This window comes from Polyangium jinanense, assembly GCF_028435365.1.
In genome coordinates, this window is record NZ_JAGTJJ010000007.1 from 356,212 (window position 1) to 372,142 (window position 15,931).

General features: G+C 70.2%; 11 protein-coding genes. 1 reads left to right on the forward strand and 10 read right to left on the reverse strand.

Going from position 1 to position 15,931, the window contains the following annotated elements; all coding sequences use genetic code 11:
- Window position 1 precedes the first annotated feature (1 nt).
- From KEG57_RS17835 to KEG57_RS17845, 3 genes are read right to left on the reverse strand one after another with little or no spacing between them, the layout of a single operon-like run.
- Entirely contained in the window at window positions 2-2,521 is a 2,520-nt protein-coding gene (locus KEG57_RS17835; RefSeq protein ID WP_272420903.1) for a Kelch repeat-containing protein, read from the reverse strand.
- A 27-nt stretch (window positions 2,522-2,548) separates the two neighbouring features.
- Window positions 2,549-4,435 (reverse strand): PEGA domain-containing protein, encoded by a 1,887-nt coding sequence (locus KEG57_RS17840; RefSeq protein ID WP_272420904.1) that lies wholly within the window; start codon window positions 4,433-4,435, stop codon window positions 2,549-2,551.
- Window positions 4,432-6,063, reverse strand: a complete 1,632-nt coding sequence (locus KEG57_RS17845) for a serine/threonine-protein kinase (RefSeq protein WP_272420905.1) — start codon at window positions 6,061-6,063, stop codon at window positions 4,432-4,434. The genes KEG57_RS17840 and KEG57_RS17845 overlap by 4 nt, the downstream gene beginning before the upstream one ends.
- A gap of 292 nt (window positions 6,064-6,355) precedes the next feature.
- Here KEG57_RS17845 and KEG57_RS17850 point away from each other — a divergent pair, with 292 nt between their 5' ends.
- Entirely contained in the window at window positions 6,356-6,874 is a 519-nt protein-coding gene (locus KEG57_RS17850; protein ID WP_272420906.1) for a hypothetical protein, read from the forward strand.
- Between the two features lie 7 nt (window positions 6,875-6,881).
- On the opposite strand, the gene KEG57_RS17855 is transcribed toward KEG57_RS17850, so the two are convergent.
- The 7 genes from KEG57_RS17855 to cysK all read right to left on the reverse strand — a co-directional run bounded on the left by KEG57_RS17855 (window position 6,882) and on the right by cysK (window position 15,931).
- Window positions 6,882-8,015, reverse strand: a complete 1,134-nt coding sequence (locus tag KEG57_RS17855; RefSeq protein ID WP_272420907.1) for an alpha-hydroxy acid oxidase — start codon at window positions 8,013-8,015, stop codon at window positions 6,882-6,884.
- 347 nt (window positions 8,016-8,362) lie between these two features.
- Entirely contained in the window at window positions 8,363-10,045 is a 1,683-nt protein-coding gene (locus KEG57_RS17860; RefSeq protein WP_272427974.1) for a hypothetical protein, read from the reverse strand.
- 1,285 nt (window positions 10,046-11,330) lie between these two features.
- Complete coding sequence (gene cysC / locus KEG57_RS17865; RefSeq protein WP_272427975.1) at window positions 11,331-13,022, reverse strand: adenylyl-sulfate kinase; 1,692 nt, start codon at window positions 13,020-13,022, stop codon at window positions 11,331-11,333.
- A gap of 148 nt (window positions 13,023-13,170) precedes the next feature.
- Window positions 13,171-13,719, reverse strand: a complete 549-nt coding sequence (locus tag KEG57_RS17870; RefSeq protein WP_272427976.1) for a M67 family metallopeptidase — start codon at window positions 13,717-13,719, stop codon at window positions 13,171-13,173.
- Window positions 13,713-14,663, reverse strand: coding sequence for a PLP-dependent cysteine synthase family protein (locus KEG57_RS17875; RefSeq protein WP_272458650.1), 951 nt, complete (start codon window positions 14,661-14,663; stop codon window positions 13,713-13,715). Before KEG57_RS17875 ends, KEG57_RS17870 begins: the two co-directional genes overlap by 7 nt.
- Before the next feature lies 1 nt (window position 14,664).
- Window positions 14,665-14,943 (reverse strand): MoaD/ThiS family protein, encoded by a 279-nt coding sequence (locus KEG57_RS17880; protein WP_272427978.1) that lies wholly within the window; start codon window positions 14,941-14,943, stop codon window positions 14,665-14,667.
- Window positions 14,944-14,965: 22 nt separating this feature from the next.
- Complete coding sequence (gene cysK, locus KEG57_RS17885; protein ID WP_272427979.1) at window positions 14,966-15,931, reverse strand: cysteine synthase A; 966 nt, start codon at window positions 15,929-15,931, stop codon at window positions 14,966-14,968.

Consider the following 15,931-nt stretch of genomic DNA (forward strand, 5'->3'; position numbering starts at 1 on the left):
ATCACGGCCGCGGGCGATGGCGGCGCGCAGCGAACAGGGAGGCGGCGGCGAGGGCGAAGAGCCAGGCCGCCGCGCGGGAAGGCGCGGGCGCGCCGGGGGCCGCCGTGGTGCAGCTCGCGGACGCCGCGCCGGATTGCGCGTCCTCGAATGCCTTCCAGTCCATGCAGTTCGAGGTCTTCTCGTCGCAGATGACCTCGGCGCCGGAGCAATCGTCCACGGACGCGCACGTCGCGAGGCAAGCGCCGTTGCGGCAAGCGTACGGGGCGCAGCTCTGCGGGGTGCCGTCCGGGAGCTCGAGCATCTCGTTGTCGAGGCACTTCGTCGGCAACGTGATGCAGATGTTCGTCTCGGTGTTGCAGGTCGAGCCGAGGGCACACGCGGTGTTGCTCGTGCACTTCGTCTCGCAGGAGAGCTCGACGGCATTGCAGGTGTAAGGCGCGCAGTTGTTGCTCGTCGACTCCGCGCAATTGCCGCTCCCGTCGCAGGCGAACAGCGTGAGCGTGGACTCGTTGCATTTCTTGTCGCAATTGTTGCCCGTAGGATAGGAGCATTCGAACGGGTTCACGCCGTCACACGTGGCGCAGGCCTCGCTCGTGCCGTCGCACACCGGGCGCGCTCCGTGGGGTTTGCCCGCGACAGGCTCGCAGATGCCGATGCGCGCGCCGTCGCAGGCCTCGCACTGGCCATCACAGGGCGCATTGCAGCAGACGCCGTCGACGCAGAAGGAGTCGTCACAAGGGGACTTGATGTCGCACGGCGCGCCGAGCGGCGTGTAGATCTCCGTGTCGGCGAGGACCCCCGCCGGTCCCGTCCCGCCCGCGACGAGGATGCGGCCATTGAGCAGCGTCGTGGAGGTGTGGAGCGTGCGGGGCTTTTCCATGGACGCGGCCGCGGTCCAGCTCTGCGTGGCCGGGTCGAAGATCTCCGTGGTGAACGGGGTTTCCTCGAATCCGCCGCCGGTGACGATGATCCGATGGCCGGCCATCACGCTCGCCGCGTGGTCCTTGCGCGGGCGTGTCATGTTGAGCCCCGGATGCCATTCCTCCGACGCGGGATCGAAGATCTCGATGGTCTGCGCCAGGATCGGGCTGCCGCCGGCGATGAGCACGCGCCCCGAGGGGAGCCGCGTGGCCGTATGACCGGAGTGCACGCGGCTCATGGGGGTCGTCTGCGCCCAGGTCTTGGTCGCCGGATCCCAGAGCTCCGCGGTCTGCGAGGGGCTGGCGCTCTCGCCGCCCGCGACGAGAATGCGATTCTCGTCGAGCAACGTCGCCGTGTGGTTGTAACGCGCTTGGTGCAGCTCCCCGACGGTTTCCCACGTATCGGTCTCGGGGTCGTAAATCTCGGTCGTGCCGACCAGCGCGGAGGTTTTTCCGCCGGTCACGAGGACACGCCCATCACTCAAGAGCGTCGCGGTATGCAGGGCGCGCGCGAAGTTCATGGGTTTCACGAGCGTCCACGACCCCGGCACGTTGGGCTGATCATTTGCGGGCGTGAAGATCTCGGCAGCGTTCGTCACGTTGAGGACCTGCTGCACGAGTGCTTTGCCGCCGAGGACGAGCACGCGGCCATCCTTCAGCGTCGTGGCCGTGTGCCCGAACCGGTTCTGTTTCAGGGGTTCCGTCTGGACCCACATCTTGAGGGCCGGGTCGTACACCTCGGCAAATTCCAGCGGGATTTCCCCGCCCTTGTCGCCGCCCGCGACGAGGACACGGCCATCGGGCAAGAGATTCGCCGTGTGGCGGAGGCGCTTGATGGACATGCCGTCCGTCAGGGTCCACGCCGGATCGACGAGCAGCGGCGCGCGTACGGTCGTACCCTCCCAGGAGAGTTTTACCTCGCATTGACGCGCGCCTGGATCGACGACCGGGCGTCCCATCGGCAATCGTGAATCCGTGCTGATCTTGCAACCCTCGACGAAGACGTTCATCCAGACGGTGTTGCCGTCTCCGTCCACGGCCCAGGGCGGCGCCATGCGCAGGCGCGGCGCGCCGTCCGCGTCGAGGAGCTCCAGCGTTTTGCCCACGAGGCGGAGCCCCGCGACGTTTTCGCCGAGCGTGATCGTGTACCGGAGCTCCGGGACATCCGGGAGGGCGTTCCGGAAAAACACGTAGTCCTCGGTGCCATTTTCGGTCGGACGATGCACGATATCGGCGACGCCGCGATATCCCGACGGATACGCGACGATCCCCGCCCCCGCCTCGCCCGCGACCTCACGCGCGCCCGCGAGCGCGACCTCGACCGAGAGACCACTTCCCGGGTCCGCGACACGAAATGCGTCGCTCGCGCGCGAGGGCAAACGCACCTCGGCGCGAGGCCCGGGCGAGGCCATTTCATCGAGCGTACGCTGGCCGCGGGCGAGGTGGAGGCGGATCGCCTCCGCGGTCTCCACCGCGACGCGCGCATCCGAGGGCGCGGCGAGTGATTCTCCCGCGCCCGGGGCATCACCACCCGCCGAGCAGCCTCCATACAAACCCGCTGCGAGACCGAATGTCCACGCCGTGCGCCATCTCGTCCCCATGGTGGCCTCCCTCGTAAGGTATGAAAGTCAGAATCGGTACTTCGCCACGAGACCGGGAGAGACCGCGAAAATCGAGGTGCCGGTCAGCGTGTCGGAATCATATTTGCCCTGACCGTCCGTGCTCGCCTGGACATACCCTTGCTCGGGCACCCAGGCAGGAGGCTCGGGGATGAAAAGCACGAGGGCCGAGACCGAGAGGGCGACGTCGAGCTTCTCCGAGATTCGCATTCCAGCGCGTACCTCGGGCGCGAGGTAGACCCCGAGCGCTGCCTGGGTCTCGGTGACCCGATCGACCGTATAGGAGACGCTCTCTTTGCGCCGCATGCCGGTGGTGCTGGTCGGGTCGGGGACGTCACGCGCGGTCGTCTTGTAATCGCCGGAGCGGTCGTCCTCAGCCGAGCCAAAGAAGCCGCCCACGCCGAGGCGGAAGGTGACCGGGAATCGTTCGCCCACGGTGCGCGCGACGGAGGCGCCGACGTGCGCGCCGCCGAGGGTGATGACGTCGTCGGTGAGGCCCTTGTTGGGCGCGATGTTGCCGAAGACGTGCACGTCTTCGTCGGGGCGATCCGTGAACGTGCGGCGCGCGAAGAGGCCGCCGAGCTCGACGCCGAGAGCCCATTTGCGCCGGATTTCAAGGCCGAAGCGGAGCGTGCCGCCGCCCCCGAGCCCGAGCGAGGCCACGCACGAGCCCGTGCAGCTCGCGTCGAGGCTGCCGCCGAACGTGGGCGCAATCGCGAACGTGGCACCGATCTCGCCAAAGAGGCGTTTGTCCGCCCAGAACCCCGACGGCGGAGGGACGGGCTCGAGGGCAACCGCGACGGCCTCGCGTTTGCCGGCTTCGAGCTCGACACGTCGCTCCTCCCGGACAAACCCATTCGCGGTGACCTCGATGCGGTGGGAGCCGGTCCGGACGGGGCCTTCCCACGCGCCGCGGCCGACGCGGACGCCGTCGACGGAGATGTCGGCGTCCTTCGTTTTGGCCTCGACGCGCAGGACCGAAGGCAGTTCCTCGGCGATGAGCAGGATCGGGGTGATGAGGCTCGGGCGGACCTCGACGCGCGCCGGCTGGGTGCCGAGGCGTTTTTCGCCGCGCAGGCTGACGAGGTGGTCACCGGACGCGACGAGCCCGCGCCAGGGCGTCTTGCCCACGGCCGCGCCGTCGATGAGGACGTCCATCGAATAACCGGAGGCCTCGTCGACCTGGAGCCAGCCGGCGAGCTCCAATCGCGAGAGGAGGGCCGGGAGCTTGGCCGTTTTGCCGCCGACGACCTGCAATCGCGCTTCGAGCGTCTCGTAGCCGGCCTTGAAGATGCGGACGGTGCGCTCGCCGACGGGGACGTGAATGGCGCCTTTGAGAGGCGTCGTTCCGCGGGGTTTTCCGTCGATCGAAATGGTGGCGCCGTCGGGGACGCCTTCGATGACGAGGTCGCCGACGACGGGCCTTAGCTCGGCGATCTCGCGGAGCGCGACCTGCTTCTCCTCCTCGGTGATGCCCGGGAACGCGAGGAGCTCTTCGTTCATGTCGAACGCTTCGTCGAAGCGGTTCAAGCGGCGAAGGCAAAGCGCGGCGTTTTTCTTGGCGGCGCGGGTCGGGTAAATGGAGAGCGAGGTGAGGAACTCGGGCAGCGCCGCTTCCATGGAGCCGGCGTCGAAGAGCGCGAGGCCCTGCTCGAAATGCTTGCGCGCGTCGTCCTTGGCCTTGGCCTCGGCCTCGGCCGCGGGATCGGGCGGCGGGGGCGGCGGCGGAGGCGGCGGCGGGAGCGGGCCGCCTTTTTTCATCCACGAGGGCTGCGGCTTGGAAGTGGTTGGGAAAACCGGCGCATTCTGCGCGATCGCGGTCGTGACGAGCGTCGAGGCGAGGAGGGCGGCGAGGGCCTTGCAGATCGGGGAGGGGAGGGCCGCAGAGCGTTTCATTCGAAGGTTCGCACGGGCTGGGGATCCTTGGAGGGCGTCGTGACCGTCGGCTTCGGGACCGGGTGGGCCACCGTCGTGACCGGCGCCGTCGTGGTCGCGGGGCCCGCTGCGGGTGCGGCAGACGCAGGCGGAGCCCCGGCCTTGGGTTTGGCGCTCGTCTGCGCGAGCTTTGTTTCGTCTTCTTCGAGCTTGAGTTTGTCGGGTAAAGCGCCGTTCGCGGTGATGGCGACCTCGACGCGGGTCTCGCGGCCGTCCTTGTGGATACGCAAGGCGTGGGTGCTGCCGAGCGCGCCATGAATGGTGACGTATCCGTCGTGATCCACGGGGGCGCTGCGGCCATTGACCTCGACCTGGGCATCGGGCGGAGTCACGAGGAGGCGCGCCGAGCGGAGCGCCTCGACCGGAGCGACGGCGGGGCCCCCTTGCGAGGAGATCCCCGCGGGAGGCGCAGAGGCGCCGCGCGCCTCGGGAGAAGCGTCGGCGCCGGTCTTCGAGGCCTGCGTGAGGATGAGGCCGGCGCCGATGGCGAGCGCGACGGCCGCGCCGAGCACGACGGGGACGAACCTGCGCGACGAGGACGCGCGTGCGCCGCTTTCGGCAGGCGAGAGCGTGCTCCGCGGGTCGGGCGCGGAGGCGCGAGGCGACGAGGCGCGATCGCCGTCGAGGGTCATCGGGGCGGCGACGGTGACGTCGGTGCCGAGCTTGTTCGTGCGCGCATCGACGGCCCTGCCGCTCGACGGAACGATCTCGATGCTCGGCCGCGATCGCAGGTTCGCGCGGATGCCGACGAGGAGGCCAAAGGCCTCGACGAGCTCGGCCATGCTCTGGAAACGGGCGGCCTTGTCGCGTGCGAGCGCCCGCTCGAAGAATCGATCGACGGCGGGGTCGAGCGAAGGGACGAGCGACGAGGGCGGCGGGGCATGGTCGGTGCAGATCGTGACGAGGAGCTTGCCGATGTTCTCGGCCTCGTCGAAGGGGAGGCGGCCCGTGATCGCCTCGTAGAGGATGACGCCGATCGACCAGAGATCGCTGCGATGATCGACCTGCTTGGTTTCGCGGATCTGCTCGGGGCTCATGTACGAGGGGGAGCCGAGCATCATGCCGGAGCTCGTGGAAGTCGCGGGTCCGGTGATCGTGACGTCCTTGGCGATGCCGAAATCGAGGACCTTGACGATCTCGTCGTCGCCGCTCCGCGCGAGGAAGACGTTGCCGGGTTTGAGGTCGCGGTGGACGATGCCGAGGTCGTGCGCGCGGCGGAGCGCTTTGCCGAGAGGTTCGAGGATGCGGTAAGCCTCGGTGAGATCGAGGCGGCCGCCGCGTTCGAGGCGCGTGCCGAGGTCCTCGCCTTCGAGCAGCTCCATCACGATGTACGGGGTGCCGTCTTCGACGCCGTAGTCGAGGACCTGCACGACGTGCGGGCTCTTGATGAGGGCCGCGGCCTTGGCCTCGCGCTCGAATCGCTGCCGGAGCGATTCGTTTGCCGCGATGCTGCCCTCCATGAACTTCACGGCGACGTTGGTGTCGAGAAGCTGATGGCGAGCGACCCACACCGCGCCCATGCCGCCCTTGGCGAGAGGTCGTTCGAGCCGAAGCTTGCCGCCGATGATGGCGCCTTCTGCGATGGACACGCCCCGACACTCCTCCCGCGAGCCCGCCCGTGAGCAGGCAAAATGAAGCCAGCTGCGAGCATACCATGATCCGAAGGCAGGGCTCCATGGCGAGCTTTCGCCCGCACACGCGCAAACCTCATCGACGTGGAGGGTCGATCGGCCGTAGGCTCGGCATCTCTTCGTCCTCGTGATGGCCGTTCTCCAGCCTCGCTCCGCCCGAACTTTCCGTCGCCTCCTCGCGCTCGGGGCGTGTCTCGTCGTGTCGGTCGTTTTGGCCGCAGCGTCAGGCGGTTGTCGGTCGAAGGAGTGCGTGCCGGGTCAGCAGGTCGCGTGCGCATGCCCGGCGGGCGCGCAGGGGACGCAGGTCTGCGACGACGAAGGGGCGCGGTATTTGCCGTGCGTCTGTGATGCGCCGGCCGAGCCGACGGCCGCGCGGGGCGTGGAGCCGCCGCGGCCGCGACCGGTGCTCGCGAAGAAACAGATTCGTTGCGGGACAAATCTTTGTGATACGGCGTGCTGCGCGACATTCGAGCCGCCGTCGTGCACGCAGGATGGGAGGTCGTGCCCGCGGACGGCGAACGGGGAGGGCGTGATCTTCGAGTGCGACGGGCCCGAGGACTGCGGCGCCGAGGCGTGTTGCCTGATCCCGGGCGACCGGACGATCGCGGCGGTATGCGTGCCCAAAGGCGAGTGCGCGGGGACGTTTACGCACCCGCGGCTCGGGACGACGGTGTCGCCGCGGGTGGTTTGTCACGTGAATCAGGATTGCGCGTTGTCTGCAATCTGCTCGCCGGCCGGCGCCGTGGCGGGCATTTCGGTGTGCAAGTAAAAGCGCGTCAGCGCGGGCGTGGTTCGAGGAGAGAGCGATCGATCGCCGCGAGCGAGGGGCAGCCGGAGAGCGCCATGGCCGTCGCGAGCTCGTCGCGCAGGATGTCGAGGACCCCGAGGACGCCCGCCTCGCCCGCCGTCGCGAGGCCCCAGAGGACAGGCCGGCCGAGCATGACCGCGTTCGCCCCGAGCGCGAGGGCCTTGAGCACATCCGTCCCCCAGCGCACGCCGCCGTCGACGAGCACGGGGACACGGCCAGAAGCCGCCTCGACGACGCGCGGCAGGACGTCGAGCGTGGCCGGCGCGCCGTCGAGCTGACGCGCGCCGTGGTTCGAAACGATGATGCCAGCAGCGCCGGCGTCGATCGCGAGCAATGTATCGTCCGGACGAACGATTCCTTTGAGGATCAACGGCAAGCGGGTGATGCCGCGCAGCCAGTCGAGGTCGCGCCAGGAGAGCGAGGCGTCGTGCCGCGACGCGATGTAGCGGTGGAGGGCCGATCCCGAGGCGCCAGCAGCGACGTTCGTGTCCACGAGGTTCGCCATGACGAGGCCGTCCGGCAGGCCGAACCCGTTGCGCACGTCGCGGAGGCGGCGGCCGAGGACGGGGGTGTCGACGGTGAGGACGATGGCGCGATACCCAGCGGCCTCGGCGCGCTCGACGAGCGAGCGGGTGAGCTCGCGGTCCTTGTGGACGTAAAGCTGGAACCAGAGCGGGCCCTCCGAGGCGCGCGCGATGTCTTCGAGGGAGGTCGTGGCGAGGGTGGAGACGGTATAAATGGTGCCAGCCCGCGCAGCGGCGCGGGCAGTCGCGAGCTCGCCGTCGGGGTGCGCGAGCTTGTGATAGGCCGTCGGCGCGATGAGGATCGGCATGGAGACGGGCGCGCCGAGGATCTCGGTTTCGAGGGTGAGGCGCGAGACGTCGACGAGGACGCGCGCATGAATCTGCCAGCGGCGATAAGCGCGCAGGTTCTCCCGGAGCGTGCGCTCGGCGTCAGCGCCAGAGCGATAATAATCGTACGCCATGGCCGAGAGCGCAGCGCGCGCGGCCTTCTCGAAATCACGGACAGTGAGGAGGCCGGACGAGGCGTCCCGCGGCGGTGCGTGTAACCGGGTTTTTCCGGAGTCGTCGCTCGAATGCATGCCACGCGATCTTTACCACTGATCTGGGAGGCGTTTCGCTGGGGCGTTGCCCCAGGCCCCACCAGGGGCTGTCCGCCCCTGGACCCGGACCAGCGCAAGCGCTGGACCCGGGGTCGATGAACTGCGCGATGCGCAGCTCATCGAACAGGTCGAGGCAAGACCAGGTACGACCCTGCCAATCAAGACCGCCGTGACTGGCAACGCCGTCCGTGGTCTTGCCACCGGCCTGTGGGAAGAACTGCGCATCGCGCAGTTCTTCCCCAAATGGTCCAGCGCTTGCGCTGGTTCGGGTCGAGGGGCGAACAGCCCCCGCGGGGCCCGGGGCAGCGCCCCGGCGCGGCGCCGCCCTACGGGGAAAGTGGGCGCACGAGCACGAGGGCCTCGGCCTTGCCCGCGAGGAGGCGGAGCTCGGCGTTGCCCTTGGCGCCTGCGGCGCCTGCGCAGAGACGGTCGGTCAGAACGAACCGGCCGCGGGTGACGGTGTTCTCGCCGGTGGAGGCGTCGGCGAGACGGAGATCGAGACCCGTGCCGCCGCGATCGAGTGCGGCTACGACCTCGACGCAGCCGCGTGCAGGGATGTCGAAGGGCAAGGCTGTGCGCGCGCTGGCGTCGAGGGAGACGACTTGGGCCCCGGAGGCGGATGCGGCCGAGATGCGCGCTCCGCCGGCGTCGAGCACGGCGAGTAGACGCGCGGCTGCGAGGGGATGCGCGACGAGTGCGGCGGGCGCGGCTTCGTCCTTGCGGAGCTCCACGGCGAAGGGGCCGGGGCGCGCGAGGGCCTCCACGTCGAGCCGCGCCGGACCGCTCGGGCCACAAGCGAAGAGCGTCACGCCTGCGCCGCCGCGGCCCTCGGCGAGGAGGGCGCCTCGATCGTTCCAGAGCGAGGCTGCGGCGTCGGCGAGGGGCTTGCCTGCGACGACGTCGATCCGCGCGCAGCCGGCGGGCAAATCGAGCGCGGCGGCGGCGCGGCTGCCGAGCTTGGCCGAGCTGACGAGCACGGTCTTTGGGGCGCCGAGGCCCTTGCCGGCGAGGTCCTTCGCGAGGGCCGCGCGGGCCGCGTCGAGCTCGCGGGTCTCGGTCACGTGCTCGGCGCGCGCGGAAGGGTCGAGGGCCGCGCCCGCGCCTGGCGCGGAGCGGCTCGCCACGACGGCCACGAGGCCGGTGGAGGCGCGCGGGCGGATCGCGACCGTGACCTCGTTCGTCGTGGCGGAGCAGAGCACGATCGAGCGGTCGCGGCCGCGATCCTTGCCGCGCGCGAGGATGCGGCCCGCGGGGTCCTCCGCGACCACTTCGAGCGAGCCGATCTCGTCGCTCGGGGAGACGAACACGTCGAGACAACGGCCTGCCTCGACGGCGACTGTGAGGCGTGTGGCGGCGCGGGGCGCGACGGGCACGGCTGCGCGGCGCACGTCCTCCCAGCGGCCGCCGAGCCAGGCGCGATGCGCGATGAGCTTTGCTTCGAGCCCGGGCCACGCTTCCAGCCGACCCGTCTCGCCGCCGGATCGACCGCGCGCGCCGGCGGCTTGCTCCACCGCGGCCACGGCGGACGTTGGCACGCTCTGCACGCCGAGGCCGACGAGGCCCGAGCCCGACACGACACGCGCTGCGAGCCAGAGCCGCTTTGGGTGCGGCGGGCAGACGAGGACCGCCGGGCGTGCGTCCGTCGACTCGTCGACGGCGAAGCTCGCGCCGTCGTCCTCGTACGTGAAGAGATCCACGTCGACGACCGAGGGCGATCCGCGCGCCATGACGAGCGCGCACGCGTCGAGCGGGATCTCGACGAAGGCGCCGACCTTGTCGCCCTCGGAGAGGTATTCCGAGGCGACGACCTCGAGCGTGCCCGCGCCCGCGGCCTGCACACGCGCGGCGTCCCCGGCGAGGAGCGCGTGTCCATCGGCCTTCCCCGGGAGCACGCGTGGAGGCGCAGGCCGCGCCGCCGCGGGCTTTTCCGGTTTCACGGGCGCGCCGCCACATCCTGCGACGAACGCGGCGAGCGCGAGCGAGGCGATCCCAACGGGCAGGCGCGTCAAGGTTCGCCCCCTCCGAGCGCGAAGAGCGCGAATGTCCACCAGACACCCGAGCCGCGCGCCTCGATGTCGATCCGGGCTGACTCCTCGCTCTCGGCGCAGAATGCGAGCACGGCGCCCTCGGGACGATCGACCACCTCGTCGCGCATGTACCTGTCGCCGACGGTCGCCGCGAGCCTTAGGCCCCGCGACTCGCCCCGCGCGACCGCGAGGGCTGCGAGGTAACAGCGCCCCGGCTCCAGCGTGATCGGCACCATCGTCGGGCCCGCCACGCCGAGCGATTCGAAGACGGGTGCCGCCGTGGGCTCGGGCGCGTTTCGCCTGCGGAGCGCGTACGCGAAGCCGGCGCGCGTGCGCGCGCCCCAGTGGTTCGGGATCACGCGCGGGATGGCCCAGACCGCGTCCGTCGCCATCATCGGCACCACGCCCGCCGCGCCCGCGAACGGCACGGTGACGCGTGTCGCTTCGCCGAGGCAGAAGTCGAGCCGGGCGTCCGCGGTCTCGCTGCGATCACGCGCAAGCACGCGGCCCGCGTCGTCACGTGCTTCCGCGTCGACGTCGGTCGCGCGGTGCGGGAAGGTCGGGGGCACGGCGGCCATGATCTGGACGCGGTGGCAGCCTTCGCCGAGGCGGAGCTGGTATTCGCCCGCGCCCTCGGACGAGGCGACCAGGGGCACGCGCGTGAACCGCTCCGCGCCCTCGGCGTGCGCCCGCTGCTCGGCGCGGAGCGTGCGCTCGGCGAGTGGCCCCGGCTCGATGGGCCTTCCCGGATTGCCGCGCGGCGCGACCAGGCCGAAGGCGCGCTCGGGCAGCGCCTCGCGGTGATCGCCGAGCGGCGCGGGCGAGCGCGCCACGAGCACCTCGATCGCGCCGCGGGGCGAGCGCATCGAGATGACGAGCCCATCGAGATCGGCGCGGCGCGGGCCACATCGAACGAGCGAGACGGCGCCGAGCGAGCTCTTCGTGCCGCGATCCTCGGCGTCGATCGTGGGATGGCCGTGCGGCAAGAGGCCCGGCGGGAACGTGGGGCCGTCGGCCTCGGAGGCCGTGAGCACGGCGAAGTCGGCGCTCGGCGCGCCGAGGAACACGACCGTCGTGCAGCCGGGGACCTCGTCCTCGGGGCGCTCTTGCGAGACCTCGACGCGCTTGTTCCGGCCGTGTTCGAGGAAGATCGTCGGCAGGCGCGAGGTCTCGGCGCCGCGGGCTTTCCAGGTGCTCGTGAGGCGCTCGGCGTCCTCGGCGAGCTCGGCCTTCGCGCCGGGCGCGGCGAAGAAGAGGACGCCCGTGATCAGGGCTGCGAGCGAGGCCCCGCGGCGAGCACCTCGAACACCTCGGGCCGCAGGACCTCGGGCGGCGGCGCTTCGCCGCGCGCGATCATCGCGAGGATCTCCGCTTCGGTGAGCGTGATCCACGTGGACGCGTCCCCCGGGGCGCTCCGCGAGGTCGCCATCGAGTTCGTCCGGGTGGAGTGAAACGCGTCCTCGAAGCAAAGTGGCACGACCCCGAGCTCTCCGGGAGCATAGACGCGGAACGCCCGCTCTGCACCGCTCACGCCGCCTGCGTACGTCGATCCGACCAGGATGGCGTGGGAACAGCCGTGGTTCTGGCACACGATCGCGTCGAGCACTGCCTGCCGCCCCCCGCCGCGCCGCGCTGGCAGGCCCGCCGACAGGACCACCCGCTCCGCCGGGAAATACCGCTCGACGAGGACCTCGTGCGAGCGCAGGCGCATGGAAAGGCTCGCCGCCTCCGGCTCGCCGTCGCCTTCGAGCGCCTCGATCGCCTGGACCCACAGCCCTCCCGTGATCTCCAGCGCGACTTTGGCGAGGTGCTCCTCGGCCCGACGCGGTAGCGATCGCGCGCGTATGCCTGCGACGGTCGTGAGGCCTCGTGCCATGAACATCCTCCGCGTCGTGCCCACACCGTGGACCGAGGGCCCTGTGTTCGGCTCGAACACGGACACCTCGCCGCCCACGAGCACGGGTCCGCGCGTAAGGGCCCGCGCGAGATCCGGATCCTCCTCGCCGAGCGGCGAGGCGAGCGACGTCGGCGGGCGGTACACGTCGTTCACCTCGATCATCGCCACGGTTCGACCGTCCCGCGCTCGCAGCGTGGCGATCGCGCCGATGCGCAGCCCCCCGGCCACCTCCTCGCTCACGGGCAGCGTGATCGGCATGGGCCAGGCCAGGCCGTTTTCGAGCCGCATCTCCCTCGCGACACGAAGGAAATCCTTCTCGCCGAAAAACCCCCTGAGTGGCGAGAGCGCGCCCGTCGCGAAGAGCGCGACGTCGATCTCGGCCTCCGCGTCGAGGTCGATCACCGGCTTCGATCGCAGGTATTCGGCGAGCTGCCCCCGCGGGGCCGAGGGCGTGGCGCGGATCCTGAGCTCTCCGCCATGCGGCCGCCCGAGCGGCGGGCGGAGATGCGCGCGCACGCGACCCACGCTCCGCTTCAGCGCAGGGACGTACCCGAGCTCCTCCAGCCGCGCGACGATCCGCGCGAGGCTCTCTTCCTTGCTCTCGCGGTCCGTATAGACGGTGACCTCGGGCGACGCGGGCGGCTCGTACGGGTCGTCGATCCCCGTAAACCCCTTGATCTCGCCCGCCAGCGCCTTGCGGTAGAGGCCCTTCGGATCCCGGTCGGCGAGCGCGTCGATCGACGCCGAGCAGTACACCTCGACGAACCTCTCGATCTGCGCACGTTGCTCGTCGCGGATCGCTCGGAACGGGCTGATCGCGCCGGTGATCGCGCACGCGCCGCTCCGTGCGACGAGCTTCGCCACGAAGCCGATGCGGCGCACGTTGGTGTCGCGATCCTCCCGGGAAAACCCGAGACCCTTCGAGAGGTGCGTGCGCACCTCGTCGCCGTCGAGCACCTCGACGTGCACGCCACGCGTGCGGAGCTCCGCCGCGAGCAGCGCGCCGAGCGTGCTCTTGCCTGCGCCGGACAGGCCCGTGAACCAGACGACGAAGCCGCTCATAGGGTGTTCCATAGGCATCCCTTCCGGACCTCACCCTCCCCAACCCTCCCTCTCCACACCGTGGAGAGGGAGGGAGTTTCCGGCTCGATCCAGCGCCGTTCACCCCCTCTCCGCCGCGCGGAGAGGGGGTTGGGGGGTGAGGTTCTGGTTACTCCTCGACGACCGTGATCGCTTGGGCCACGAAGACCCGCGCCTCCGCGTCCCACACGAAGAGCCGGTGCTCGTCGATCTTGCCGTCGCGCACGCTCGTCACGAGGAACGCGAGGGGCCAGGCCGGGCCCGGGCCCATCGTGATCTCGCCGCCCTCGTGCGCGGGCGGCTCGCCCATGCTCATCACGGCCGCGTCCGTGGGGCTGAAGTACGCGCCCGCGTCGAGGTGCGAGTGGTAGAGGATCTTCACGGGGCGACCTTCACGCGCCGCGGTGCGGACCGCGTCGTCGAACTTCTTCTCGTTGAACGAGAAGTACGTGCGCGCCGTGCGGAAGTACCGCTCCGGATCGATTGCATGCAGCTTGTTCGCGACGTTCTGCATGACCACGGCCTCGTCGCAGACGAGCGGGATCGAAGCGGGGCCACGCAGGTATCCGCACGCCTCCTCGTCCGCCGCGTACCCCCGGAGCGCGTCCTTCTCCACGATGGCGAGCGCGGCGCGCGTGATTTTGAGGTTGCCGCGCGTCCACGGATGATCCGTCACCATAGATAACGCTTCTCCCATTTCATCGGCGCGAAGTACCGATCGCCGCGATCACACACGATCGCGACCACGCACCCGCCGCCTACCGTCTGGTGCAGCTCCTTGGCGATCTCCACGGCCGCGAACACGTTCGCCCCGCTCGAATGCCCGACGAGCAGCGACTCCTCGCGCGCGAGCCTGTCGGCCATGTCCCAGCCGTCTTCCGTGGTGACCCTCCGCGTCTCGTCGTAGGCGCTCCCGTCGTGGATCGCCGGCACGAGCGAGCTCGGCAGGTGCTTCAGCCCTTCGAGCCCGTGCATGGCCTCCGTGGGCTCGACCGCGACGCAGCGGATCGGGCGCGTGTGCTCCTTCAACCGACGCGACGTGCCCACGATCGTCCCGCTCGTGCCGATCCCCGCGACGAAGTGCGTGATGCGATCGCCGAGGGCGTCGAGGATCTCCACGCCCGTGCCGTGGTAATGCGCGAGCGGGTTGTTCGGGTTCGAGTACTGGTCCGGGTAGAAGTAGACGTCCGGATCCTTCGCCACGATCTCGCGCACGTACCGGATCGCTCCGTCGGAGCCCTCCATCGGATCGCTGAAGATGATCTCCGTGCCGAAGGCGCGCGCGATGTCCTTGCGCGCCTTGGTCACGTTCGAGGGCATCACGAGGCGTACGGGCACGCCGAGCGCGGCGCCGAAGATCGAATACGCGACGCCCGTGTTGCCGCTCGTCGAGTCGATGAGGATCTTGCCCGTGCCGAGCTTCCCCTCCTCGATCGCCTTCGTCATCATCCGCAGCGCGGCCCGGTCTTTCACCGAGCCGCCGGGGTTACAGAACTCGAGCTTCGCGTACACCTCGACGCTCGGCGCCTCCCGGGCCACGCGATCGAGGCGGACGAGCGGCGTGTTCCCGACGGCCTCGATCACCGAGCCGAAGCGGCGCGACCGCACGAGCGACGAGCGCATCCTAGGCGTCGCTGCCGCCCGCGATCGCGGGCACGATCGAGACCTGATCCGTCGCCTTCACCTCGGACTTCAGGCCGTCGAGGAAGCGGATGTCCTCGTCGCCGACGAAGATGTTCACGTGGCGGCGGACGCCCTTCGCGTCGAGCAGCCGATCGCGGATGCCCGGGTGGCGTTTTTCGAGATCCTCGATGATCTCGCCGACGGTCGCGCCCGTCGCTTCGACCTCGTCTTTGTTGGCGGTCAGCGTGCGCATGGGGGTGGGGATACGAACGACAGGCATGTGGGTCTCTCCGTGGTGGCTGCTACTTGAAGTACTCGTCGAGGCTGAAATACCGCTCCCCCGTGTCACAGAGCACCGTGACCACGTTGGCGCCGGGGCCGAGCTCGCGCGCGACGTCGAGCGCGACCTTCACGGCCGCGCCCGCGCTGATCCCCACGAGCAGCCCCTCCTTGCGGGCGAGCGCGACCTTCGTCTCGTACGCCGCTCGCTCACCCACCGTGCGCACCTCGTCGACGTGCTCGGGGTGATAGTTCTTCGGGACGAATCCCGGGGCGAGGCCCTGGATCTTCGTCGGGCCGCGCTCGCCGCGCGAGATCGTGGCGCAAGCTTCGGGCTCGACGGCGATGATCCGCGGACGTGGGCTCCTCCGGCGGAGCAGCTCGCCGACGCCGCTCACGGTGCCGCCGGTGCCGACGCCGGCGACGAACGCGTGGATCGGCTCGTTCGCCATCGCCTGCAAGATCTCGCGGGCCGTCGTCTCGCCGTGGACACGCGGGTTCTCGGGGTTGTCGAATTGCGCCGGCATGAACGCGCCTTTCGTCGTCTCGACGATCTCGCGCGCCTTCGTGATGGCGCCTTCCATCTGCTCTTCGGCGTCGGTCAGGATCACCTCGGCGCCGTACGCTTCGAGGAGCTGCCGGCGTTCGAGGCTCATGCTCGCGGGCATCGTGAGCACGCAGCGATAGCCCTTCGCCGCGCAGACGAGCGCGAGCCCGATCCCCGTGTTTCCGCTCGTCGGCTCCACGACGACGCCACCCGGACCGAGCGCGCCGCTCGCCTCGGCGGCCTCGATCATCGCGAGACAGATGCGGTCCTTCACGGAGCCGCCCGGGTTCTGCTGCTCGGCTTTCGCGAAGACGCGGCCGCGCGGCGCATCCACGTCGAGCCGCTGGATCTCGAAAAGCGGCGTGTCGCCGACGAGGTCGAGCACCGAGCCGACCACGCGCGGATGCGAGGGCAATGCAGGCTTTTTCCCGGGCTCGTGCAT

Coding starts and splice junctions, on each gene's coding strand:
- KEG57_RS17835 (WP_272420903.1), bottom strand. CDS start 2,521: ATGGGGACGAGATGGCGCACGGCGTGGACATTCGGTCTCGCAGCGGGT.
- KEG57_RS17840 (WP_272420904.1), bottom strand. CDS start 4,435: ATGAAACGCTCTGCGGCCCTCCCCTCCCCGATCTGCAAGGCCCTCGCC.
- KEG57_RS17855 (WP_272420907.1), bottom strand. CDS start 8,015: ATGCATTCGAGCGACGACTCCGGAAAAACCCGGTTACACGCACCGCCG.
- cysC (WP_272427975.1), bottom strand. CDS start 13,022: ATGAGCGGCTTCGTCGTCTGGTTCACGGGCCTGTCCGGCGCAGGCAAG.
- KEG57_RS17870 (WP_272427976.1), bottom strand. CDS start 13,719: ATGGTGACGGATCATCCGTGGACGCGCGGCAACCTCAAAATCACGCGC.
- KEG57_RS17875 (WP_272458650.1), bottom strand. CDS start 14,663: ATGCGCTCGTCGCTCGTGCGGTCGCGCCGCTTCGGCTCGGTGATCGAG.
- KEG57_RS17880 (WP_272427978.1), bottom strand. CDS start 14,943: ATGCCTGTCGTTCGTATCCCCACCCCCATGCGCACGCTGACCGCCAAC.
- cysK (WP_272427979.1), bottom strand. CDS start 15,931: ATGCACGAGCCCGGGAAAAAGCCTGCATTGCCCTCGCATCCGCGCGTG.